We start from the raw sequence: 23527 nt of genomic DNA, 5'->3' as shown, positions 1-23527 counted from the left end.
GAGGCGATATGAGGTGAGAGACGGAACGCCGTCAGGACGTTCAGCCCTTCGGTGCGAAATCCTTGAGGGCAGCGCGGTCGATCTCGATCCCCAGTCCCGGCGCGTCTGGGATGGTGACCCAGCCGTTCTCATGCTCGATGGGCCGCGTCACCACCGCCTGCCGGAACGGGTTGTGGGTGCGGTCGAACTCCATGATCGGCTCGATCGGACCGCGGCGCACCGGGTCGGGCACCATCGACGCCATGAACTGCAGCGCGGCGGCGATCTGGACCGCGGTGCCCCAGACGTGCGGCACCACGCGCACCCCGTGCAGCGTGGCAAGATCGGCCACGCGCTTGGCCTCGGTGAAGCCGCCCACGCCGCAGAGGTCGGGCTGGGCGATGTCGATTACCCGCCGCCGCAGCGGCTCGGCAAATCCCCAGCGGGTGTGCCATGTCTCGCCCCCCGCCACCGGGATCGGCTGTCGTGCGCGGACCTCGGCATAGGCACCCAGCTGCTCCGGGATCACCGGTTCTTCGAACCAGTCGATGTCATACTCGGCAGCGGCATTGCCGACCCGCACCGCCTCGATCACGTCATAGCCGTGATTGCCGTCGATCATCAGCCGGGTCTCCGGGCCGATGGCCTCGCGCACCGCCTTGATCACCTGCAGGTCCTCTGCAGGGTCGAAGCCGATCTTGATCTTCACCGCGTGGAAGCCGTCCGCCGCGTGGCGGCCGGTCTCCTCGGCATTGTCCGCGACCCGATCCACCCCGTCGCGCTTGAACGAGCCGGTGGCATAGGCCCGCACCTTCTCGCGGAAGCGACCGCCGAGCAGGGTCGAGACCGGCACGCCGAAGTGCTTGCCCTTGATGTCCCAGAGCGCGATGTCGATGCCGGAAAGCGCGCAGACCGAGATCCCCCGCTGCCCCTGATCGCGCAGCGCGTTGTAGAGCACGGCCCAGTGCTTCTCCGTCTCCAGAGGGTCCTTGCCGATGAGCCAGGGCGTATAGGCCTCGACCATGGCGCGGTTCGGTCCCGCCGGGCCGAGGCATTCGCCCCAGCCCGTGGTGCCATCGTCGCAGACCACCTCGACCAGCAGATGCACCCGCCGATCGAAGCGCATGGAGGCACTTTCAAACGCCGTCTCCAGCCTGTGTTCCAGAAGATGGGTGCGGATCTCGGTAATCTTCATGGGTCTGTCCTTGCCTTACTGGTGCGCGTCGATCAGGGCCTTGAGGATCTCTTCCTCCTCGCCGGTAAGATCCGAGAGCGGCGCGCGGACTTTCCCGGCGTCGAAGCCGACCAGCCGCACGCCCGCCTTTATGGCTGACACCGCGTAGCCCTTGCGGCGCGAGCGCAGGTCCATGAAGGGGTAGAAGAAGCTCTTGAGGATGTCTTCGCAGATGGTCCGGTCCCCTGCCCGCAGCGCGGCGTAGAACTTGTTGGCCAGCGCGGGCACGAAGTTGAACACCGCCGAGCTGTAGGTGGTGAAGCCGGCGCCCAGGTAGGCCTCGGCGAACAGCTCCGCCGTGGGCATGCCGCCGAGGTAGGTCAGCCGGTCACCCATCTTGGCGGTGATCTGCCGCACGAGGCCAATGTCGCCGGTGCCATCCTTGAAACCGACGAGGTTCGGGCAGGCGTCGCAAAGCCGCGCCAGCGTGTCGGCCTGCAGCACCGCGTTGTCGCGGTTGTAGACCATGACGCCCATGCCGGTGGCATCGCAGACCGCCTTCACGTGCTCGTAGAGACCTTCCTGCGGCGCATCGATCAGGTAGTGCGGCAGAAGCAGGATGCCGTCACCGCCCGCCGCCTCGACCGAGCGTGCGATGCCCTTGGCGATCTCGGTACCGTAACCGCAGCCCGACACGATCGCGGTCTTTCCGGCGCTTTCCTTGGCGGCCCTGACGATGACCGGGATCTCGTCCGGGGTCAGCGAAAAGAACTCGCCCGTGCCGCCCGCGGCAAAGAGCACAGGGGCGTCGAAGCCCGAGAGCCACTCGACGTGTTTCTGGTAGGGGTCGGCGGCAAACCTGTTGTCGGCGTCGAACGGGGTGACCGGGAAGGAAAGCAGGCCGGAGCCGAGCGCCTGTTTGATCTGTTGCGGGTCCATGCGAGGGTCCTCTTTCTGGGGCGCGCGCGTGCGGGCCTGTGGGGTGTTCGGGGATGTGTCAGCTTTGGTGAATGGGCTCGTCGGTGAAGACGCCGCCCTGGTATTTCGCCACCGAGTCCTCGGGTCCGGGGCGCGGCACGGAGCGGCGGATTTCCTCGGCATAGTCCTGGGAATTGTCCTGCGGCACCCAGCCGAGGAAGGCGGCGTGGGAATTGTCCCACCAGCCCATGTCGTTCGCCGATTGCCCCCAGACCACGGTGCAGCCGAGCCGCGGCGCGGTGAAGGCGGCCATGATCAGCGAGGTGAAATCGCGCGGGCTGAGCCAGGTCGACAGCATCCGCCAGTTCTCGGGCTTGGGGGTGCAGGAGCCGATGCGCACCAATGCGCTCTCCTGCCCGAACTTGTCGTGGTAGAGGCTGGCCACCGCCTCGCCGAAGATCTTCGACACGCCGTAGAGCCCGTCGGGCTTGAACGGGTCGGTGTGCTTCAGCCGCTCTTCCTGCCGATAGTAGCCAATGGTGTGGTTGGAGCTGGCAAAGATGATCCGGGGCATGCCGTGCATCCGCGCCGCCTGGTAGAGATTGTAGACGCCGCGCAGGTTGGCCGCCTCGATCAGGTCGAAGTTCTTTTCCACCGATATGCCGCCAAGGTGCACCACCCCGTCGCAGCCCTCGACCAACGCCTTGACCGCGTCGCCGTCGGCGATGTCGCAGGGCACGAAGCTCTCGTTGGCGCCAAGGTCGGTGATCTCGGTGATGTCCGACAGGCGCAGCTCCTCGGCGTGGGGCTTCAGCGTCTCGCGCAGGATGGTGCCAAGCTGGCCCGCCGCGCCGGTAATCAGGATACGTTTCATCATCATGTCTCTCACTCCATCAGGCTTGGCAGGAACATGGAGAAGGCGGGCACATATGTCACCAGCATCAGCGCCACGAGGATCGCCGCGTAGAATGGCAGGATCGTCTTCACCGCCTGTTCGATCCGCACGCCGCCGACGACGCAGCCCACGAAGAGGCAGGCGCCCACCGGCGGGGTGCAGAGGCCAAGGCCGAGGTTCATCATCATCACCACGCCGAATTGCACCGGGTCCATGCCGAGCCCCACCGCGACGGGCAGGAAGATCGGCGTGCAGATCAGGATCAGCGCCGCCATGTCCATGATCATCCCGAGCACCAGCAAGATCAGGTTCAGCAGCAGCAGGATCACCAAGGGGTTGTCGGAAATCCCGGTGACCGCGCCCGCCAGCAGCTCGGGCACCCGGTAGAGGGTCAGCAGGTAGGAAAAGGCCGAGGCCGTCGCCACCAGCAGCATCACCAGCGCCGTCGTGCGCACCGAGCTGACGACGGCGGTCTTGAAGCCCGCCCAGCTCAGCTCGCGGTAGACGAAGGTGGTCACGAGGATGGCCCAGATCGCGCCGAAAGCGCCGGACTCTGTGACCGTCATGACGCCCGAGAGCACGCCGCCCACCACGATGATCGCGGTCATCAGCCCCGGCAGGGCGACAACGAAGGACAGGCCGAGCGCCTTCCATCCCGGAAAGGTTTCAGCCGGGTAACCGCGGCGCACGGCCACCGCATAGGCCACGATGCCGAGGCAGAGGCACATCAGGATGCCGGGGATGACGCCTGCGATGAACAGTTTCGAGACCGACACGCCGCCCGCCGCCACGGCAAAGAGGATCATGTTGTGCGACGGCGGGATCACCACGCCCGCCACCGAGGAGGTCACCGTGACGTTCACCGCGTAGTCGGGGTCATAGCCCTTTTCCTTCATCACTGGGATGAGGATCGATCCCAGCGCCGAGGTGTCGGCCACTGCCGAGCCCGAAATGCCGCCGAAGAGCATGGATGAGGCGACGTTGACCACGCCCAGCCCGCCGCGCATCGCGCCCACCGCCGAAGAGGCCAGCCGCACCAGCCGCCCGGCGATGCCGCCATGCATCATCAGCTCGCCGGCGAAGATGAAGAAGGGGATGGCCAGCAGCGAGAAGACAGAGATGCCCGAGAGCACCCGCTGGAAGGCGATGAAGAGCGGCAAACCCTCGTAAACGAAGCCGCTGACCGCAGCGAGGCCCAGTGCGAAGGCCACCGGCATGCCGCAGATGAGACCAAAGCCGAAAGTCCCGAAAAGAATGATCAAACCCATGTCAGTACCCGCGACCCTTTGCCAGCTCGGCCATTTGATAGAGGGTGAAAAGCGCGCTCAGAGCGCCGCAGATGGCCATCGGCACGGCGCGCAGGCCCTCGGAGATACCGAGCATCGGCACGGTGCGGGCCCAGGTGTTCTCGGCCAGGATGTAGCCCTGCCAGCCGAGGCAGAGCGCGAAGATCAGCACGCCGACGAGCGCGAGCCATTTCATCGCCATGGCGATCGGGCCGGGAAAGGCGTCGCGCAGGAAATCCACCGAGAGGTGGGTGCGGCCCCAGACGCCCGCCGCAGCCCCGAGAAAGGTGATCCAGACCACGAGGAGCAGCGCCAGCTGCTCGACCCAGGTGGGGGTGTCGTTCAGGATGTAGCGCCCCCAGACCAGCCAGCCGAAGATGGCGATCAGGAGGACGAGGCCGGTTCCGGCCACCGTCACGCAGACCCGCGCTAGCAGGTCGAGCAGGCGATAGACGGCCCCTGCCCCGGCCACGTGGCTCTGTGCCATGGTCTCTCCCGGAATGGGCGTGTCCCCGCGGGGACACGCCTGAGCCTGCTTCAGATCACTCGATCGCTTGGATGTCGCGGATCAGGCCTTCCAGATCCGGGTTGCTCTCGATGAACTTGGCGTAGACCGGCTCCATCGCCGCCTGGAACGCCGCCGCGTCGGTGACCTCGTTCACAGTCACGCCGCTATCGATCACCTTCTGCTTCGAGGCGCCCTCGCGCTCAGCCCAGAGCTCGCGCTGGGTTTCCGCCGCCGAAACCGCCGCCTCGGTGACGATCGCCTTGTCCTCGTCCGAGACCTTGTCCCAGACCTTGGTCGAGACGCAGATGCACTCGGGGATGATCAGGTGGTTGGTGATCGAGTAGTACTTGGCCACCTCGTAGTGGTTCGAGCTCTCGAACGACGGGTAGTTGTTCTCGGCGCCGTCGATCACGCCGGTCTTCAGCGACTGGTAGACCTCGCCATAAGCCATGGGCGTTGCGTTGCCGCCCAGCTGGTCGACCATCTGCACGTAAAGATCGTTGCTCATCACCCGGAACTTCATGCCGTCCATGTCGGCGGGTGTCTCGATCGGGTGCTTGGTGTTGTAGAACGAGCGCGAGCCGCTATCCATCCATGACAGGGCAACCAGCCCCTCTTCCGAGAGCGCATCCGAGAAGCGCTGGCCGATCTCGCCGTCCATCGCCTTGTGCATGTGGTCCACGTCGCGGAAGATGAAGGGCAGCGACAGCACGTTGGTCGCCGGGACGATCTCGCCCATCGGGCCCATGTTGAAGTTCCCCACCGCGATGGCGCCGGCACGGACCTGTTCAATCGCATCGGGCTGCGCGCCTAGCACGCCGTTGGCGTAGACGGTCGGCTCGATCCGACCCTCGGTCTTTTCGGTCACCTCGTCTGCAAACTGCTGCATGGCGACCACGTTCGGATAATCCTCGGGGTGGATCGCCCAGGCACGCCAGGTCTCTGCCTGTGCCGCCCCTGCCAGCAGCCCGCACAGCGCGGTCGCCGCGACCAGGGCCGTTTTGGTCTTGGTGAAGTACATCATCCTCTCCTCCCATAGATGCGTATGACGTTACGCGGCGGTTATGAATGAGTTGTATGATGACTGTCAATAATTTCGTATGACAAGAGTGCGTCGGGCGCGCCGAGACACAAACCGACCTCCAGAAAGCACCTTGTATAAATTCAATCCCGAATACTTGGACATGCGCGGAAGCTCGCGCCTTGGGTGCAGAGGTTGTCGCTATTTCGTTCATATCGTGTAAGCTCAGGGGCATAGATCCGTCCTTGGAAGGACCATTGATATGTTCTTTAGACTGATTGAATCGTTTTCGGCTGTCGCTCTGTGCGCGTTTATTCTTGCCTCCACGACTGCCACCCCTTCGCTCGCGCAGGACACCGCCGAGGCCCCCGGCCCCACGGTCCTCGTCCAGACGGTCGAGACGCAAAGCATTCGCCCCTCGTTCACCCATCCGGCGCGCATCGAGGCACTCAACACCGCGTCGGTCCGCCCGACGGTGCAAGCGCAGATCACCGCGATGCACATCACCGCCGGCGACTTTGTCGAAAAGGGCGATCTGCTGGTGGAGATGGACGAGACTCATTACCGTATCGCCCTTGCGCAGGCGCACGCCGCGCTGAAACAGGCCGAAGCGGCGGCGATCAAGGCGGATCTCGACCTCGACCGAGCCACCCAGCTCTCGCAGAGCAACACCGTCTCGCAGCGCGAGGTCGAATATGCGCAGGCTCAGGCAGACGTGGCGCAGGCCCAGGTCGACGTGGCCAGCGCGCAGATCGCGCAGGCAGAGGAAGACCTTGCGGACACCAAGGTCTATGCGCCCTTCAGCGGCCGTATCTCGGCGCCGAACTATTCCGTCGGCGATCTCTTCACCGTGGGAGATCCGACCCAACCCCCCTACATCGCGACCATCGTCTCGCTCGATCCGATCTACGCGGTCGGGCTGGTCGACCAGTCGAACTACTTCGGCTTCCTCGCCAAGCGGCTCGAGATCCAGGAGGCTGGCGGATCGATCCCGCCGCTCGAACTCGAGGCCATCCTGCCCGGCGGCGAGGTCTATCCCGAGAAGGGCACCTTCGAGAACTGGGACAACACCGGCGCGGCCAGCACCGGCACGATCGCGGCCCGCGTGCTCTTTCCCAACCCCCATGGGGTGCTTCTGCCGGGTCAGAACGTGACCATCCGCGGTCAGGTGATCGAGCCGATCCAGGCCCCGCTGATCCCGCAGCGGGCGGTGAGCCTCGACCAGCAGGGCCACTTCGTCTGGGTTGTCGGCGAAGACAACACCGTCGAGCGCCGCACCATCAGCGTCGGCGTCCGCAGCGGCGCCAACTGGACCATCACCGAAGGTCTCGCGGATGGCGAGCAGGTGGTCGTGGAAGGCCTGCAAAGCATGCGTCCCGGCCTCACAGTCTCGCCGCAACCCTACGACAGCTGAGCCCCGGCAGCGGAGAATTTCATGGGACCTCTATTTTTCATCAGGCGACCCAAGTTCGCCTTTGTCCTTTCCATGCTCATCACGCTGTTCGGTCTACTGACCCTGACCGTGATGCCCATCGACCAGTATCCCGACATCACCTCGCCCAAGGTCGTGGTCCGCGCGAACTACCCCGGCGCCGACGCGGCAACCCTGTTGCAGGCTGTCGCCGCGCCCATTGAGGACGAGGTGAACGGCGCCGAGGGCATGGCCTACATGGAATCCAAGGCCGCCTCGGACGGCTCCTACACGCTGACCGTGACCTTCGAGACCGGCGTCGACGCCGATCTGGCGCAGGTCGACGTGCAGAACCGGGTGGCGCTGGCCGAACCCTCTCTGCCCGCAGAGGTGCGCCAGCGCGGCATCCGGGTGCGAAAGCGCAATCCCGACATCCTGATGGTGGTCGACATCATCTCGCCCGACGGGCGCTTCGACGGGCTCTTCCTGTCGAACTACGCCTCGATCAACGTCGAGGGCGAGCTGGCGCGCATCACCGGTGTCGGCGCCGCCGAGAACATCGGCGCGCTGGACTACGGCATGCGGGCCTGGCTCGACCCGGTGCAGATGGCCAACCACAATCTTACGGTCAACGAGATCGTCGCGGCGGTGAAGGAGCAGAACGTGCAGGCTGCCGTCGGCTCGCTCGGCGCCGCCCCGGCCGCGGAGGACACCCAGTTCCAATACGTGCTGACCACCAAGGGCCGGCTCGAAACCGAAGAGGAGTTCGGCGATATCATCCTGTCCGCCAATGACGCGGGCTCGGTGGTGCGCCTGCGCGACGTGTCGCGGATCGAGCTCGGGGCCTTTGCCTACAAGGGCTACGGCGAGTTCAACAACCAGCCCGGCGTGCTGCTGGCGGTCTACAAGCTGAGCGAGGCGAACTCGCTCGAGGTGGCCGAGGCGGTGCGCGAGAAGATGGAGGAGCTGAAGCAGTACTTCCCCGAAGGGGTCGATTACGTCATCGGCCATGACACCACGCTTTTCATCGAGGCCTCGCTCGAAGAGACGGTGATCACCATGATCTTCACCATCCTGCTCGTGGTGGCGGTGACCTACATCTTCCTCGGCTCGGTAAGGGCGACGCTGATCCCGACGATCGCCGTGCCAGTGTCGATCATCGGCACATTGGCGGTGCTCTACGCCTTCGGCATGACGATCAACACGGTGACGCTCTTTGCACTCATCCTCGCCATCGCGCTGGTGGTGGACGATGCCATCATCGTCGTCGAGAACGTCGAGCGCATCCTGCACGAGCACCCCGAGATCGGCTCGGTCGAGGCGACCAAACGCGCCATGGCAGAGGTGACGGGGCCGATCGTCGCAACCTCTCTGGTGCTTGCGGCGGTCTTCGGGCCGACGCTGCTGCTGCCCGGCATCACCGGGCGCATGTTCAGCCAGTTCGGCGCGACGCTCACCGTCTCGGTGCTGATCTCCATGGTCAACGCGCTAACGCTCAGCCCGGCGCTGGCTTCGGTGCTGATGAAGCCGGGGATGCATCCGAACTTCGTCATCCGTGGTTTCAACAAGGGGTTCGACTGGGTGACCCGGGTCTACAGCGCCATCGTCGATTTCCTCGCCAAGCACGCACTCATCGCGATCGCCATCGTCGCGGCGCTGTTCTTCGCCATGTACACGCTCTTTACCACCACGCCGACCAGCTTCATCCCGACCGAGGACAAGGGCTTCTTCATGGTCGACGTGCAACTGCCCTCGGGCGCGTCTTTGAACCGCACCGAGGTGATCATGGACCGGCTCACCGACGCGCTCGGAGAGGATGAGGCGGTCGAAAACGTGCTCTCGGTGAATGGCTACTCGATCCTCAACTCGGCGCTGCAGTCGAACGCGGGGATGATCATCGTCAAGCTCAAGGAGTGGAGCGAGCGCACCACCGAGGAAAGCAGCCAAGCCTTCCTGCAGCGCAAGTTCACCCAACAGTTCGCCGACATGCCGGAGGCAAAGACGATCATCTTCGGTGCGCCCGCGCTGCCGGGCATCGGCGCGGTCGAGGGTCTTTCCTTTGTGCTCGAGGACACGCAGGGGCGCGGGCCCGACGAAATGACCGCGGCGCTGCAAAGCTTCCTCGCCGCCGCCAATGGCGCCGACGAGATCGCGCTGGCCTATTCCACCTTCAAGGCCGACGCGCCACAGCTCTTCCTCGACATCGACCGGGTGCGGGCAAAGACGCTGGGGGTGCAGATCTCTGACATCTTCCTGACGCTTCAGGCCCAGCTTGGGGCGCTCTACATCAACGACTTCAACGTCTTTGGCCAGTCCTACAAGGTGATGATCCAGTCCGACGCCGAGTTCCGCCAGAACGAGCGCGCCTTTGACACACTCTACGTGCGCAACAGCGAGGGCGGCATGGTGCCGCTCTCGACAGTGATCACCCCGGTGCCCACCACCGGGCCGGACGTGCTCTATCGCTACAACACCTACAACTCGGCCACGGTCACCGGCATTCCCAACTCCGCCGGCGGCTTCAGCACCGGCAATGCGATGGACAGTTTCGAGACGGTCGCCGGAACCGCCCTTCCCGAGGGGTTCCGCTACGAATGGACCGGCTCGTCGCGCGAAGAGCGCGCCTCGGGCAACGCGGTGCCGATCGCGCTGGGGCTGAGCCTCGTGTTCACCTTCCTGTTCCTCGCGGCGCTCTACGAAAGCTTCCTGACGCCAGTCGCGGTGCTGCTCACCGTGCCCTTCGCGGTGCTGGGGGCTTTGGTCTCGCTGAGGATCGCGGGTGAACCGCTCAGTCTCTACGGGCAGATCGGCCTTCTGATGCTGATCGCGCTGGCGGCGAAGACGGCGATCCTGATCGTCGAGTTCGGCAAGCAGCAGCGCGAGGCGGCGGAGCTGGAACTGCACGAGGCGGCGATGCAATCGGCGCGGCTGCGTTTCCGCCCGGTGATGATGACGGTGCTGGCCTTCGCGGTCGGGGTCTACCCGCTGGTCATCGCCTCGGGTGCGGGCTCGGCGAGCCGGGTGTCGCTGGGCCTCGCGGTGTTCGGCGGGGCGATCGCCTCAGCGGTGCTGGGGGCGATCTTCGGGCCGGTGTTCTTCAAGATCATCCAGGGGCTGCGCGAGAAAATCCACCGGGGACGGACGCCGCCGGTGGTGTGAGACGTCGTGGCAATCAGGAAAGGCCCGGGCACAGCGCCCGGGCCTTTGTAGATTTCGATCAGCACCTTACCCGAGCGGGACAAGTCGAAGCCGCCGGTCGCGCGCCTAGACCGCCACCTCATGCACTTCGGCGCTCAGCCGCCCCGAGACCAGCGCTGCCAGCGCCACCATTCCCGCCGCCGTGCCCAACACCAGCGGCAGGCCTCCGAGCTGATAGGTCAGTCCCGAGAGCAGCGTGCCGATCAGTCGCCCTCCGGCATTGGCCATGTAGTAAAAGCCGACGTCCATTGTCACCCGCTCGGACTTGGTGAACGCCAGGATCAGGTAGGAATGCAGCGAGGAGTTCACCGCGAAGATCGCGCCGAAGACCAGCAGGCCGACGACCACCACCACCGTCAGCCACATTTGCGGCCCGGGCGAGAGCAGCACCGCCACGGTCAGCGCAGCCGGCACCACGAAGAGCGCCGCCGCCCAACCCCGCGCGGCTCGGATCAGCTCGGCCTCGGGGCGGGTCTTGGCGCGCAGGATGCGCGGCGCCGCCGCCTGCACCGCGCCGTAAAGGATGATCCAGACTGCCATGAAGGTGCCGATCATGAAAAAGGCCGCGCGGTTGCCCTCTTCGCTTCCGTCCGAGAGCACCGCGTAGAAATAAATCGGGATGCCGACCACGAACCACACGTCGCGCGCGCCGAAAAGGAACACCCGCGCCGCCGACAGCCAGTTGACGTTGGCCGACTTCGAGAAGACCTCGGAGAATTTCGCTCCCTTGCGGCCCTTCGGCAAGCCGCCGGGCATGAAGACGCAGACCGCCATGAGGATCACCGCAAGCACCAGCGCCATGGCCAGCACCGCCCATTTGAAGCCAAGCGACGCCAGCAGCGCCGCCCCGAGCAAAAAGCCGACCCCCTTCACCGCGTTCTTCGAGCCGGTGAGCACCGCGACCCAACGGAAGAGCCCGCCCCGTTCCGAGGGCGCCAGCAGCTTGACTGCCGACTTCGAGGACATCTTGGCCAAGTCCTTGGCGACCCCCGAGGCACCCTGCACGCACATGACGAAGACGACCGAGGCGCCGATGCTCCACGAAGGGTCGAGCTGCGTCAGCGCCAGCAGCGCCGCCACCTGCAACCCGAGCCCCGCGTAGAGCGTCGAGGTCAGCCCGAAGCGCGCCGCGATCCAGCCCGCCGAGAGGTTGGTGACCATCCCGGCGATCTCGTAGAGCACGAAGAGATAGGCCAGTTGCACCGGGCTGAAGCCCAAGCTGTGGAAATGCAGCAGCACCAGCATGCGCAGCGCGCCGTCGGTGAGCATGAAGGCCCAGTAGGCGGCGGTGACGGCGACATAGGCCGAAAGCCCCTCGGGCCTGCCTTCGGCCTGCACGCTCACAGCCGCCCCCCGACCATCAGCGCCACGTCCACCAGCCTGTGCGCGTAGCCCATCTCGTTGTCGTACCAGGCGTAAACCTTCACCTGCGTGCCGTTCACCACCATGGTCGAGGGCGCGTCGATGATCGCGCTGCGGGTGTCGTTGGTGTAATCCGACGAAACCAGCGGGCGCTCTTCGTAGCCGAGGATGCCCTTCAGCGCGCCCTTCGACGCCGCCTCGAAAAGCGCGTTCACCTCCGCGGCGCTGGTCGCGCGCTCCACCTCGAAGACACAGTCGGTCAGCGAAGCGTTGAGCAGCGGCACCCGCACCGCGTGGCCGTTCAGCCGCCCTTTCAGCTCGGGGTAGATCAGGGTGATCGCGGTGGCCGAACCGGTGGTCGTGGGGATCAGCGAGTTCAACGCCGAGCGCGCGCGCCGCAGGTCCTTGGCGGGCCGGTCGACGATAGTCTGCGTGTTGGTCACGTCGTGGATTGTCGTGATCGAGCCGTGCCTTATACCCAGGTTCTCATGGATCACCTTGACCACCGGCGCGAGGCAGTTGGTGGTGCAGGAGGCCGCGGTGACGATGCTGTGCCGGGCCGGATCATAGGTGCCGTCGTTGACGCCGTAGACGATATTGGCGGTTGCCCCGTCCTTGACCGGGGCGGAGACCACGACCTTCTTCACCCCCGCCGCGAAATAGGGCGCGAGCGCCGCCTCGGACTTGAAGACCCCGGTGCAGTCGATGACCACGTCCACCCCGTCGAGCGGCAGCGCAGAGAGATCACGGCTGCCAATGAAGGGAAGCCGTGTGCCATCCACCGTCACGCTCTGCGCATCGTGCGAGAACTCGGCGTTCCAGCGGCCGTGCACCGTGTCGAACTCCAGCAGGTGCGCGTGCATCGCCGGGTCGCCCACGGCGTCGTTGATCCAGGCGATCTTCGCCCCCTTCTCGAGCAGGGGCTTCAGGGCGAGTTTTCCGATGCGGCCGAGGCCCTTCAGGGCAAATGTGGTCATGCGTCTTTTTCCGGGGATGTCTGGGTCGGGGCGAACTGTGCGATCTTGTCGACAGCAGCCTGCAGCGAGATGCGGTCGAGCTGGTCAATGGGTAGCGCGGTGAAGGCCTCGATCCGGTGCTTAAGCGCACCATAGGCCTGTTGGAAGGCGAGCATCTTCTCGGCCTCGGTGCCGGTCGCCTTCACCGGGTCAGGCATACCCCAATGGCCCGAGATCGGCTGGCCGTCCCAGGCCGGGCAGTCCTCGTTGGCCGCCTGGTTGCAGACGGTGAAGACAAAATCGAGGCCCGGCGCGCCCTCGCCCGAGAATTCCGAGACATTCTTGGCCCGCAGTGCCGCAATGTCGTGGCCCTTCTGCCGCAGCAGTTCGACGGCAACGGGGTTCAGCTCGGAGCTGGGTTTCGTCCCCGCCGAATAGGCGTTGAACCGATCACCGGCGATTTCGCGCAGCAGCGTTTCGGCAAAGATCGACCGCGCGGAATTTCCGGTGCAGATGAACAGGACGTTATATTTGCGGTCAGGACCTTGGGTGGTCATCGGGGCGGTTCCTTCCGGTGCGAAAAGCGGGCTCGGGGAGCAGATCTCGGGGCGCCCGCGACAGCAGTCGCGCAGCAGGTAGTCGAAGGTGTCCTGCACCTGTTTCATGTCGACCGCGTAAAGCAGCGAGGTGCCCGCGCGTTCCTGGGTCACCAGCCCGGCACGCATCAGCGCGGCGAGATAGGTCGAAAGCGTGCTGGCCTTCACCTCCAGCACCTCGGCGATCTCGCCGGCCGGCAGGCGGTCGGGGTAGCGGCGCATGAGCAGCCGGAACAGCGCCAGCCGCTGCGGGTGGCCGAGGGTCATGAGGCGGTCGGGAATCTCTTTTTCCATATTTCATGAATATATGAATTATAGGGAGTGCGGAAGTGACAGTTTCATGACACGCGCGCGCAACGCGCATCTCCAGCGCCTCTCGACAGCGAGCCCTCGCGGCATCTTGCACTTTTCCAGATATATCCTATCTTCCGATATATCGAAATTTAACCCAAATATTTGGGCGCGAGACAGGGCATGCGACGGGACACGGACGGACATCGCGGCGGCAGGCGGACCAGGCGCCTCTTCGAATACGGCGAGTTGCGCCTGCTCATCCTGTCGATGATCGCCGAACAGCCGCGCCACGGCTACGAGTTGATCAAGGCCATCGATGCGCGCTTCGACGGCGCCTACACCCCCAGTCCCGGCGTCATCTACCCCACCCTGTCGTGGCTGGAAGACATGGGCTATGCGCAAGTCGAGCCTGACGAGAGCGGTCGAAAGCGCGCCCGGCTGACCGCCGAGGGCGCGGCCTTTCTCGCAGCCAACCGCGCAGCGGCGGACGACCTGTTGGCCCGCAAACCCCTGGCCTTCCACCGGGGCAACGCGCCGAAGGAGATCGTTGCCGCCATGGACGAGATCAAGATTGCCCTGCGCCGCCGGATGGCGGCGGAGGGTGCCGACGACACGCTCATCGCCACGCTTGCCGCGCAGCTACGAGACACCGCCCGGGCCATCGCAGGCGACACGCCGGACGCGCCCCAAGACGAAAGCTGACAGCAGGGACTCCCCATGGAAAATGTCATCACACGCCACAAGCACGAGCTGAAGCGCCGCACCCTGAGGGTGCGCGAGACCGAACGACTCACCCCTCACATGATCCGCATCACGCTGGACGGGCCCGAGCTCGACGGCTTCACCAGCCTCGGTGCGGACGATCACATCAAGCTTTTCTTCCCCGGCCCCGAGGCCGACAAGCCGCAGATGCGCGACTATACCCCGCGCCGCTACGACGCCGAGGCGGGCACGCTGGTGCTCGACTTCGCCATCCACGATGCCGGCCCGGCAACGGACTGGGCCGAGAGTGCCGCCCCCGGAGACACGCTGCGCATCGGCGGGCCGCGCGGCTCGGCGGTGATCGCACCGGTCTTCGACTGGTACCTGCTGATCGGGGACGAGACCGCCCTGCCCGCCATCGGCCGCCGCATCGAGGAGTTGCCCGAGGGTGTCACCGCGATCACCCTCGCGGCGGTGCCCGCGCCGGGAGACGAGCAGCGCTTCGAGAGCGCCGCGACCCAAAAGCCCCACTGGCTGCACCGTCCGGTTGCTCAGGCGCATGAGCCGGAGACCCTGCTCGACGCGGCCCGCGCGCTGACCCTCCCGGAAGGCCACGGCTTCGTCTGGATCGCCGCCGAAGCACAGGTCGCCCGTGCGCTCAAGCTGCACTTCCTCAACGAGCGGCAGCATCCGCCGCACTGGCTCAAGGCCGCGGGCTACTGGGTGAAAGGCGGTGCCGGCACAAGCGACAAGGCGCTCAACTGACACAGGGCCTGCCAGGGGCTACCGTGCAAAGATCAGAGGCCGGGCGCCACGCCGCGCCCGGCCTCTTGCTGTGCAATGCTCGTCGCCCGTGACCGGGATCAGGGTTTGGCGTAGCGGGCCGCGAATCCCTGCAGGCCGACCCGCGCCCGCGAGCCGCCCGACGGCGGTGTCCGGCGCTCTTGCTTGCGAGTGACGATCCCAGCGAACAGGATCAGCGCGATCACCGGAGATATGATGAGAAGGCCAATGGCCAAGCCGATCAGATAAAGTTCCATGATAGCTCCTCCCTTGGAATCAACGCTATCACGGATCCGTGGCGACACAATGCCGCATTTTCATTTTCGACATCGCCTTTGCAGCGGCAGCATTTGACGCTGCGCTGCGGCACGCAGCCTCGCCCGCCTTGGAAACGGAAAGCGCCGGCCCGTGGAAACGGGCCGGCGCGGAGCTGGCAAACAAGGGTTCGGGTGCGGCGGCTCAGTCGGCGATCGAACCTTCGTCGTCGCCACGCTCGTGCATCTTGGCGCGCACCAGCCGGCCAACGATCAGCGGCATGACGAAGCCGATGATGGCGATCGCCCAGAGCGTCAACGACAGCGGGCTGTCGAAAAGCGTGAACCAGTTGCCGTTGTCGATGGTGATCGCGCGGCGCAGGTTGTTCTCCATGGTGTTGCCGAGCAGCGTGCCGAGGATGATCGGCACCAGCGGCACGTCGAACTTGCGCAGCAGCCAGCCCATCACCCCGAAGCCAATCATCACCAGCAGATCGAAGCTCGAGCCCGAGATGCCGTAGATGCCGACGAAGCTGACCATCGCCACCACCGGCATCAGGATGCGCGGCGGCACCATCAGCACGCGGGTGAAGATGCCCACCATCGGGATGTTCAGCGCAAGCAGCATGAAGTTTGCGATGAAGAGCGCCGCGATCAGGCCCCAGACCACGTCGGGGTTGTTGGCAAAGAGCAACGGCCCCGGGGTGATGTTCAGCGACAGCAGCACCGCGAGCAGCACCGCCGTGGTGCCCGACCCGGGCACGCCGAGCGCCAGCATCGGCACCAGCGCACCGCCGGCGGCGGCGTTGTTGCCCGCCTCGGGAGCCGCGACGCCGCGCGGATCTCCCTTGCCGAAGGTGCCCTCCTTGTCGACCAGGCGCTTCTCCATCGAGTAGGAGATGAACGAGCCCAGCGAGGCGCCCGCGCCCGGCAGCACGCCGGCGATGAAACCGAGGATGGAGGTGCGCAGCATGGTCGGGGTGCACTGCTTGATCATCGACATTGGCGGGGTCAGACGGCCGACCTTCAGCTGACCCGAGGTGGCATCGGCGTCGCCGTGACGGTGCTCGAGGAAGATGAACACTTCCGACAGCGCGAAGAGGCCGACGATGGCGACGAGGAAGTCGAGACCGTCATAGAGATGCACCTCGCCGAAGGTGAAGCGCGGCACGCCGGTCTGGGTGTCGACACCGATCATCGCGAGGCCAAGGCCGAGCATGGCGGCAAAGGCCGACTTCGCCTGGTTTGTCGAGGAGACTCCGCCCAGCGTCGCGAAGGCGAGCGCGAAGAGCGCGAAATACTCAGCCGGGCCGAAGAGCAGCGCGATCTTCACCAGCTGCGGCGCCAGCAGGATCAGGCCCCATGTGGCGATGAAGGCCCCGACGAAGGAGGCGATGCCGGAAAGCGAGAGCGCCTCGCCGGCCATGCCCTTCTTGGCCATCGGGTGGCCGTCGAGCACGGTCATCATGGCAGGCTCGTCGCCGGGAATGCCCAGCAGGATCGAGCTGATCCGCCCGCCGTACATGGCGCCGTAATAGACCGAGGTCAGCAAGATCAGCGAAGGCGTGGGCCCAAGGCCCAGCGTGAAGGCCAGCGGGATCAGAATGGCGACGCCGTTCGACGGGCCTAGGCCCGGCAGCGCCCCCATGATGGTGCCAAGAAAGCAGCCCAGCAGCGCGAGGCCGAGGTTCTGCAGGGTGAGGGCGACGGCAAAACCGTCTCCGAGATTGGCAAGAACGTCCATTGCGGCCTCCTCCTCAGAAACCCAGCGGGCCGCGGGCAAGCGACAGGCCCAGCAGCAGATGGAAGACCACATAGATGCCGACCGAGGTCAGCACGCCGATCAGCAGCGACGACAGCACCGGGCTGCCGAGGCGCCAGGTGAGATAAGCCGATGCCATGGCGGTGGCGGTGACGAAGCCCGCGATGGGCAGGAATTCGGCATAGAGGATCATCACGACGACCGCCGCGAGGATCTCGACGAGCCGTCCCAGGGAGGGCCACTCGGGATCTGCGTCGGGCCGGAGCGCGATGACGATCGACGACAAGCCGAGGATGGCGGCGATGATCAGCGGGAAGGCCTTGGGTCCGACCTCGTCAGAGAGGAAGCTCTCCTCGATCTGCAGCGCGGCCCAGGCGAAGAAGATGGCGAGCGCCAGGCCGAAAAGGCCGAAGATGCGGTCACTCATGGTGTCCCCCGAAATTTGCGTGGAAGGGTAGATATGTCCGGCAGGCCCCCGGAGTGACAGGGGCCCGCCGGTGCGCGCGTGGGATCAGATCACTTGATGATGCCGATCTCGCGCGAGATGTCCTGGATCTCGCTCACGCTGTTCTGGACGAACTGCTCGAAGTCCGCGCCCTGCAGGTCGAGCGGCGCAAGACCGTTGTTGGCCATGATTTCCTTCCACTCGTCAGACGCGTAGAGCTCGCCGATCTTCTTGACCCAGGCGTCATAGGCCGCGTCGCTCATGCCGCCCGGCGCGTAGAAGCCGCGCCAGTTCGCGCCGATGGCGTCGACGCCCTGCTCCTTGGCGGTCGGGAAGTCGGCGAAATCGCCTTCGAGACGCTCGGGTGCGAGCACGGCGATGACCCGGATGTCCCCCGAGTCGACAAAGCCCTTGGCTTCCGAGGCGTCGCCTGTGAAGGCCTGCACCGAGCCCGCGAGCAGCTGGGTCACCGCCTCGCCGCCGCCGTCGAAGGCGACGTATTTGACCGTGCGCACGTCCTCGATGCCATAGGCCGAGGCCGCGATCAGTACTTTCAGGTGGTCCCAGCCGCCCACGGCCGAGCCGCCGGCCACGGAGATCGAGCGCGGGTCCGTCTTGATCTTGTCGAGCAGCTGCGGCAGCGTCTCGATCTCGCTGTCCGCCGAGACAGCGATCACGCCGTAGTCGGCGCCGATCGAGGCCAGCCAGCGCACCTGGTCGGTGGTGTTGCCCGGGTAGGCGCCCTGCGCCAGGCGGGTCGCGGTGGCCGAGCTGGCCGCGACGATCAGGTCATTGTCGTCCGCGCGCTTGTTGACCACCTCGGCAAAGGCCACGCCGCCGCCGCCACCGGCGAGGTTGACGACCTGCATGGTCTTGCCGATCAGCCCGAGATCCTGAAGCTCCTTGCCGACCTGGCGGCAGGTGAAGTCCCAGCCGCCGCCGGGGTTGGCGGGCGCGATGCACTCGGGGTTCTCGGGGGTGAAGTCCTGAGCCTGGGCGGCAAGAGCCGACACGCCGAGAACGGTCGCGGCAATCAGGCCGCGGGTTGCATTGATAAACATGGTATCCTCCTCATTGTCGGCCGCCGAACCGATACGCGCCGGCGCCGTCTTCTCCCCGCGGAACCTGACTGCGCTTTGCAGCCTCCCCGGTTGCGGGTTAAGACGTGTATCTAAGCCTCGAAGCTGTCACGAACCTGTCAGATGCCCTCCCGCGCATGTGGACGCGTCGTCAACCAGCCCGGGGCCGAAGGGAGGGACGAGTCTCATGCGTGTGCTGATGGTCGAGGATGCGAGCGATCTGGCGGAAGGCGTCGCATCGCGGCTGGCGCAGTCCGGCATCGTCTGCGACGTCGCAGACTGCCTCGAGGCGGCGCGCGATTTCCTCGCGGTGCAGGCCTATGACGCGCTCGTGCTCGACATCAACCTGCCCGACGGCTCTGGCCTGCGCTTCCTGCGCGAGCTGCGCGCCTCGGGGGCCCGCACGCCAGTGCTGATGCTGACCGCGCTGGTGTCGGTGGACGACCGGGTGAGCGCCCTCGACCTCGGCGCCGATGACTATCTTGGCAAGCCCTTCGACCAGCGCGAGCTCGAGGCACGGCTGCGGGCGCTGATCCGCCGCGAGGCCGACCAGAAGGGCGCCGAGATCGTGCTCGGCCCGCTCGCCTTCTCGCCCGCCGGGCAGAGCGCCACCCTCGACGGCAAGCGACTCGAGCTGACCGCCCGCGAGGCGGCGCTGCTTGCCGTCTTCCTGCGCCACCAGGGCCAGTACCTGAGCAAGGCGCGGCTCTACGATTCCCTCTACGGGTTTGGCGATGCGGACGTCGGGGTGAACGCCATCGAGCTCTACATCGCCCGGCTGCGCAAGAAACTTGCGGGCAGCCCCGTCGGCATCGCCACCCAGCGCGGCATCGGCTACCGGATCGACCTTGATGGCTGAACCTGCGCGCCCCTCCGCCAGCGGCCCGCCCAGAGTGCCGCCCAAGGTGCCACCCAGTCAGACACCCAGCCTTCCGCCCAGCCTGGCCTCGCGGGTGCTCAAGGCGGTATTGCTGATCCTTCTGGCCGGCGGGCTGCTGGTGGCGGGCGCAACGCTCTACAACGGCCGGCTGGCGGCACGGCAATCCTACGACCGCATCCTGCTGGGCGCGGCGCGGGACATCGCCGGCTCGATCCGCATCCAGTCCGGGCGGCCCATCGTCGACCTGCCGGTCTCGGCCTTCGAGCTTTTGGCGCAGGCGCCCGAGGACCGCATCCACTACGCGGTACGCGGCCCCGGCAACACGCTGATCACCGGGCTCGACGAGACCGACATCGCGCCCCCCGCCCGCCGCGCCGGCGCCAGCTCCGGCCCCGAGTTCTTCGACGCCCGGCTCAACGGCGAACCCGCCCGTTTCGTCCGCGTCACCCGCCGCTTCGCCGAGCGCGACTTCTCGGGCAGCATCTCGGTCACCATTGGGCAGACCCTGCGCGCGCGGCAGGCGATGGCCCTCGGGCTGACGCTCGACACCGTGCTGCCGATGCTGCTGGCGGGGCTCGCGCTGCTGGTCATGTCCTGGCTGGTCACCCGCTCGGCGCTGCGCCCGCTCGAGGCGATGTCCGAGGATCTTGCGGCGCGCGACCCCTACGACCTGACCCCCGTGCCCACCGAGGGTCTGCCGCGCGAGCTGACGGTGATGCTTGAGGCGATGAACCGCTTCATGGGCCGTCTCGACCGACAGATGGAGGGCATGCGCCACCTGATTTCGGACGCCGCCCACCAGCTGCGCACCCCGGTGGCGGCGATCCGGGTGCAGGCCGAGGCGATGCAGGACCAGCCCGACGACGCGCTGCGCGCCCGCGCGCTGACCCGGCTGCTGACCCGCACCCGCTCGCTGGGATCGCTGCTCGACCAGCTGCTGTCGCGCGCCCTCGTCAGCCATCGCAGCGAAAGCGTCCCGCGCGCGCCGCTCGACCTGCGCGAGGTTGCGCTGGAGGTGGTCGAGCGTGGCGATCACGAGTTGCTGGCGCCCGAAGCCGAGCTGCGGCTCGAGATCGGCGAGGAGCCGGTGATGGTCCGGGCCGATGCCTTCTCGGTCGGAGAGGCCGCCAAGAACCTGCTGGTCAACGCGCTGAAGCACGGCGCCTCGCCCATCGCGATCGGCGCCGAGCTCCGCGGCACCGAGGCGGCGCTCTGGGTCAGGGACGCAGGCGCCGGTCCCGCGCCCGAAATTGCCGCCCGCCTCGGCCAGCGCTTCGAGCGCAGCACCGCCTCTCACGAGGACAGTGCCGGGCTGGGCCTTGCCATCGTCGCCTCGGTGGCGGCGGCCTTCGGCGGACGGATCGCGCTTGAATACCCCGGCGGCGGCTTTCGCATCGCGCTTCTGCTGCCCGCCGCCCCGCAAGAGGACGCGCCCGAATGAAGACCCGCCTGCTGCCATCGCTGCTGCTCGCCCTCGGCCTTGCCCTGCCCTGCACCGGCTCCGCGCAGGAGCGGGTGGAGAGCTTCGGCAAAGGTGCCACCGAGCTCACCCTGCGCTCGACCACCGACATCGACATCATCGAACCGGTGATCGCACGTTTCGCCGAGCTGAACCCGGACCTGTCGCTGCGCTACGAGCAATGGGGCTCGAACAACCTCTACGCCGGCAGCCGCGCCGCCTGCGCCGGGCGCGCCGCCCCCGCCGACGCGCTGCTCTCGTCGGGCGCGCACCACATGCTCGCGCTGGTCAACGCCGCCTGCGCCCACCCCTACCGCTCACCGGCCACCACCGACCTGCCCGCCGAGCGGCGCTGGCGCGACGAGCTCTGGGGGATCACCGAGGAACCGGCGGTGATCATCTACAACACCGAGGCGCTCTCGGCCGAAGACGTTCCGCGCACCCGCTTCGCCCTGCTCGATTTGATGCGAAAGAAGCCCGAGCTGCTGCGCAGCCGCATCGCCACCTACGACATCGAGGATTCCGGCCTTGGCTATCTCTTCGCCCATGCCGACAGCCTCGAGGCCACCACGTTCGGCGCCATGCTCGAGGGTTTCTCGCGGATCGGAGCGATCGCCACCTGCTGCTCGCTGTCGATCATCGACGGGGTCTCGGAGGGGCGCTACTACATCGCCTACAACGTGCTCGGCTCCTACGCCGAGGCCCGCGCCGCACCCAACGTCGGCATCATCCTGCCCGAGGATTACACGCTGATGATGTCCCGCGCCTACATGATTCCCAAGGGCGCCCCCCACCCCGAGGCAGCGCAGCGGTTGCTCGATTTCCTGCTGTCACCCGAGGCGCAGGGAATGCTGGCCGATCTCGGGCTGGTCGCCGCCACCGATCCCTCCGAGACCAGCCTACTGCCAAGCGCCCGGCGCCTGATCGCGCTTTCGCCGCCGCTGCTGCTGGCGCTCGACCGCAGCACGCGCGAGCGGCTGTTCCGGCTGTGGGACGAGGCCTTTTCGGCGGATGCGGGATGAGGTACCACAGGCGCTTGCAAAGCAGCCCGCAGTCGGGCTTGATGGATCAAACAAGGACAGGGCCATGATGCGACATGCCATCTTCGGCGCCGCGCTGCTGGCGCTGGCGGCCTGCGCCGCGAGACAACCAACCGAGGCAGAGGTGCTCTCGGTGGCCTGCTCGGCGGGCATCAACGAGGCCTGCGGCTATCTCTCCCGCGGCATGTCGGTGACCGGCAAGCCACTCTGAGCCGCGCCCCGACGAGGGGCGCGCCGAGGCCTCCAATTCTTCCAAGCCAAAATACCCCGGGACATTCCGTGCCGTGGACGGGGTCGGAGCCCGCCCATCTTCGCGCTTGGGCCCAAGCGCGGGGGCGGCCGAAACCGCCCCCGCGTGCGATCAGGCCGCCGGCATCCGCCGTTCGATGATTTCCGCCCACCACGAGCAGCCAGCCGGGATGGCCTCGTCGTTGAAGTTGTACTTGGGATGGTGAACCGCCGCCGTGTCGCCGTTGCCGACGAGGATATAGGCGCCCGGCCGTTCTTCGAGCATGAAGGCGAAATCCTCGCCGCCCATGACCAGAGGCGCATCCGCGCAATCGCCCGAGACCGCGCGCGCCACATCGGCGGCGAACTCGGTCTGCTCCTCGGAATTGACCATGACCGGGTAATTGCGGGTGTAATCCACCGTGGCCACGCAGCCGAGCGCCGCGGCCATGCCGGTGCAGATCTCGGTGATGCGGGTCTCGGCAAGATCGCGGTTCTCGGGCGCCAGCGTCCGCACCGTGCCGCGCAGCGTGACCCGCTGCGGGATCACGTTGAAGGCCTTCGAGGAGGTCTCGAAGCTGGTCACCGACACGACGATCTCGGTCACCGGGTTGGCATTCCGCGCGGCAATGGTCTGCAGGGCGGTGACGATCTGCGCCGAGGCAACGGTCGGGTCAATCGTCTCATGCGGTTTTGCGGCGTGGCCACCCTTGCCCTCGATGGTGACCTCGAAGACGTCGGTCGCGGCAAAGAAAGCGCCGGGGCGGATGGCGAACTGTCCCACGGGCACGCCGGGCCAGTTGTGCATGCCGTAGACCTCCTGGATGTTCCAACGGTCCATCATGCCGTCTTCGCACATCTCCTTGCCGCCGCCGCCACCCTCTTCGGCGGGCTGGAAGATCACCACGGCGGTGCCGTCGAAATTGCGCGTCTCGGCAAGGTACTTGGCCGCGCCGAGCAGCATCGCGGTGTGGCCGTCGTGGCCGCAGGCGTGCATCGCGCCCGGGGTCTTGGAGGCATAGTCGAGCCCCGTGTCCTCGAGGATCGGCAGCGCGTCCATGTCGGCGCGCAGACCGATGACCTTGCCCGAGGCGTCGCTCTTGCCCTTGATCACCCCCACCACGCCGGTGCGGCCGATCCCCTCGACCACCTCGTCGCAGCCGAAGGCGCGCAGCTTCTCGGCAACCAGCGCCGAGGTGCGGTGGGTCTCGAAGAGGATCTCGGGGTTCTCGTGGAGGTCGCGGCGCCAGTCGGTGATCTCGGACTGAAGCTCGGCGAAGCGGTTCTTGACGGGCAT

The 23527-nt window shown here is 66.5% G+C and carries 22 protein-coding genes; 8 read left to right on the top strand and 14 right to left on the bottom strand.

Annotated elements, in window-relative coordinates; translation table 11 throughout:
* Positions 1-40: 40 nt before the first annotated feature.
* The 6 genes from CEW88_RS05330 to CEW88_RS05305 are packed head-to-tail and all read right to left on the bottom strand — an operon-like array spanning position 41 to position 5781.
* The gene (locus CEW88_RS05330; protein ID WP_108965024.1) at positions 41-1174 is read right to left on the bottom strand and encodes a mandelate racemase/muconate lactonizing enzyme family protein; all 1134 of its coding nucleotides are present in this window, start codon (positions 1172-1174) and stop codon (positions 41-43) included.
* Between the two features lie 15 nt (positions 1175-1189).
* Positions 1190-2092: a 5-dehydro-4-deoxyglucarate dehydratase gene (kdgD, locus tag CEW88_RS05325; protein WP_108965023.1), complete on the bottom strand. Its 903-nt coding sequence runs from the start codon at positions 2090-2092 to the stop codon at positions 1190-1192.
* Positions 2093-2150: 58 nt separating this feature from the next.
* On the bottom strand, positions 2151-2951 hold the full coding sequence (locus CEW88_RS05320; protein ID WP_254694443.1) for an NAD-dependent epimerase/dehydratase family protein: 801 nt from the start codon (positions 2949-2951) through the stop codon (positions 2151-2153).
* A 5-nt stretch (positions 2952-2956) separates the two neighbouring features.
* Positions 2957-4234 carry a TRAP transporter large permease gene (locus CEW88_RS05315; RefSeq protein WP_108965022.1) on the bottom strand — a complete coding sequence of 426 codons (1278 nt, stop codon included), beginning with the start codon at positions 4232-4234 and terminating at the stop codon, positions 2957-2959.
* A 1-nt stretch (position 4235) separates the two neighbouring features.
* Entirely contained in the window at positions 4236-4739 is a 504-nt protein-coding gene (locus CEW88_RS05310; protein ID WP_108965021.1) for a TRAP transporter small permease, read from the bottom strand.
* 55 nt (positions 4740-4794) lie between these two features.
* The gene (locus tag CEW88_RS05305; RefSeq protein WP_108965020.1) at positions 4795-5781 is read right to left on the bottom strand and encodes a TRAP transporter substrate-binding protein; all 987 of its coding nucleotides are present in this window, start codon (positions 5779-5781) and stop codon (positions 4795-4797) included.
* Positions 5782-6043: 262 nt separating this feature from the next.
* Here CEW88_RS05305 and CEW88_RS05300 point away from each other — a divergent pair, with 262 nt between their 5' ends.
* Together CEW88_RS05300 and CEW88_RS05295 are read left to right on the top strand one after the other, a co-directional pair.
* Positions 6044-7195, top strand: a complete 1152-nt coding sequence (locus CEW88_RS05300; protein ID WP_108965019.1) for an efflux RND transporter periplasmic adaptor subunit — start codon at positions 6044-6046, stop codon at positions 7193-7195.
* Positions 7196-7216: 21 nt separating this feature from the next.
* Positions 7217-10351 carry an efflux RND transporter permease subunit gene (locus tag CEW88_RS05295; protein WP_108965018.1) on the top strand — a complete coding sequence of 1045 codons (3135 nt, stop codon included), beginning with the start codon at positions 7217-7219 and terminating at the stop codon, positions 10349-10351.
* Between the two features lie 105 nt (positions 10352-10456).
* On the opposite strand, the gene arsJ is transcribed toward CEW88_RS05295, so the two are convergent.
* The 3 genes from arsJ to CEW88_RS05280 are packed head-to-tail and all read right to left on the bottom strand — an operon-like array spanning position 10457 to position 13598.
* Entirely contained in the window at positions 10457-11734 is a 1278-nt protein-coding gene (gene arsJ / locus CEW88_RS05290) for an organoarsenical effux MFS transporter ArsJ (RefSeq protein WP_438839471.1), read from the bottom strand.
* Complete coding sequence (locus tag CEW88_RS05285) at positions 11731-12729, bottom strand: ArsJ-associated glyceraldehyde-3-phosphate dehydrogenase (protein ID WP_108965017.1); 999 nt, start codon at positions 12727-12729, stop codon at positions 11731-11733. Before CEW88_RS05285 ends, arsJ begins: the two co-directional genes overlap by 4 nt.
* Entirely contained in the window at positions 12726-13598 is an 873-nt protein-coding gene (locus CEW88_RS05280; protein ID WP_108965016.1) for a helix-turn-helix domain-containing protein, read from the bottom strand. The genes CEW88_RS05285 and CEW88_RS05280 overlap by 4 nt, the downstream gene beginning before the upstream one ends.
* A gap of 180 nt (positions 13599-13778) precedes the next feature.
* Here CEW88_RS05280 and CEW88_RS05275 point away from each other — a divergent pair, with 180 nt between their 5' ends.
* Entirely contained in the window at positions 13779-14300 is a 522-nt protein-coding gene (locus CEW88_RS05275; RefSeq protein WP_108965015.1) for a PadR family transcriptional regulator, read from the top strand.
* Between the two features lie 15 nt (positions 14301-14315).
* On the top strand, positions 14316-15065 hold the full coding sequence (locus CEW88_RS05270) for a siderophore-interacting protein (protein ID WP_108965014.1): 750 nt from the start codon (positions 14316-14318) through the stop codon (positions 15063-15065).
* A 98-nt stretch (positions 15066-15163) separates the two neighbouring features.
* Here CEW88_RS05270 and CEW88_RS24445 read toward each other — a convergent pair whose 3' ends face one another.
* The 4 genes from CEW88_RS24445 to CEW88_RS05255 form a co-directional block, all read right to left on the bottom strand.
* Complete coding sequence (locus tag CEW88_RS24445; protein WP_159099563.1) at positions 15164-15340, bottom strand: hypothetical protein; 177 nt, start codon at positions 15338-15340, stop codon at positions 15164-15166.
* 202 nt (positions 15341-15542) lie between these two features.
* Positions 15543-17081 carry a tripartite tricarboxylate transporter permease gene (locus tag CEW88_RS05265; protein ID WP_108965013.1) on the bottom strand — a complete coding sequence of 513 codons (1539 nt, stop codon included), beginning with the start codon at positions 17079-17081 and terminating at the stop codon, positions 15543-15545.
* Between the two features lie 13 nt (positions 17082-17094).
* Complete coding sequence (locus CEW88_RS05260; protein ID WP_108965012.1) at positions 17095-17526, bottom strand: tripartite tricarboxylate transporter TctB family protein; 432 nt, start codon at positions 17524-17526, stop codon at positions 17095-17097.
* A gap of 89 nt (positions 17527-17615) precedes the next feature.
* A complete protein-coding gene (locus CEW88_RS05255; protein ID WP_108965011.1) occupies positions 17616-18605 on the bottom strand; it encodes a Bug family tripartite tricarboxylate transporter substrate binding protein in 990 nt (329 codons plus the stop codon).
* A gap of 205 nt (positions 18606-18810) precedes the next feature.
* On the opposite strand from CEW88_RS05255, the gene CEW88_RS05250 reads away from it, so the two are divergent.
* The 4 genes from CEW88_RS05250 to CEW88_RS24440 all read left to right on the top strand — a co-directional run bounded on the left by CEW88_RS05250 (position 18811) and on the right by CEW88_RS24440 (position 22213).
* Positions 18811-19482: a response regulator transcription factor gene (locus CEW88_RS05250; protein ID WP_108965010.1), complete on the top strand. Its 672-nt coding sequence runs from the start codon at positions 18811-18813 to the stop codon at positions 19480-19482.
* Positions 19475-20944 carry a sensor histidine kinase gene (locus CEW88_RS05245; protein ID WP_108965009.1) on the top strand — a complete coding sequence of 490 codons (1470 nt, stop codon included), beginning with the start codon at positions 19475-19477 and terminating at the stop codon, positions 20942-20944. The genes CEW88_RS05250 and CEW88_RS05245 overlap by 8 nt, the downstream gene beginning before the upstream one ends.
* Entirely contained in the window at positions 20941-21984 is a 1044-nt protein-coding gene (locus tag CEW88_RS05240; RefSeq protein WP_108965008.1) for an ABC transporter substrate-binding protein, read from the top strand. Before CEW88_RS05245 ends, CEW88_RS05240 begins: the two co-directional genes overlap by 4 nt.
* Before the next feature lie 64 nt (positions 21985-22048).
* The gene (locus CEW88_RS24440) at positions 22049-22213 is read left to right on the top strand and encodes a hypothetical protein (protein ID WP_159099562.1); all 165 of its coding nucleotides are present in this window, start codon (positions 22049-22051) and stop codon (positions 22211-22213) included.
* A 150-nt stretch (positions 22214-22363) separates the two neighbouring features.
* Here CEW88_RS24440 and CEW88_RS05235 read toward each other — a convergent pair whose 3' ends face one another.
* Positions 22364-23527 (bottom strand): M20 aminoacylase family protein, encoded by a 1164-nt coding sequence (locus CEW88_RS05235; RefSeq protein ID WP_108965007.1) that lies wholly within the window; start codon positions 23525-23527, stop codon positions 22364-22366.

This window comes from Alloyangia pacifica (genome assembly GCF_003111685.1).
Lineage (GTDB): Bacteria > Pseudomonadota > Alphaproteobacteria > Rhodobacterales > Rhodobacteraceae > Salipiger > Salipiger pacificus_A.
The sequence above is the reverse complement of the archived record's forward strand: the minus strand, read 5'-3'. Positions and strand labels throughout refer to the sequence as shown.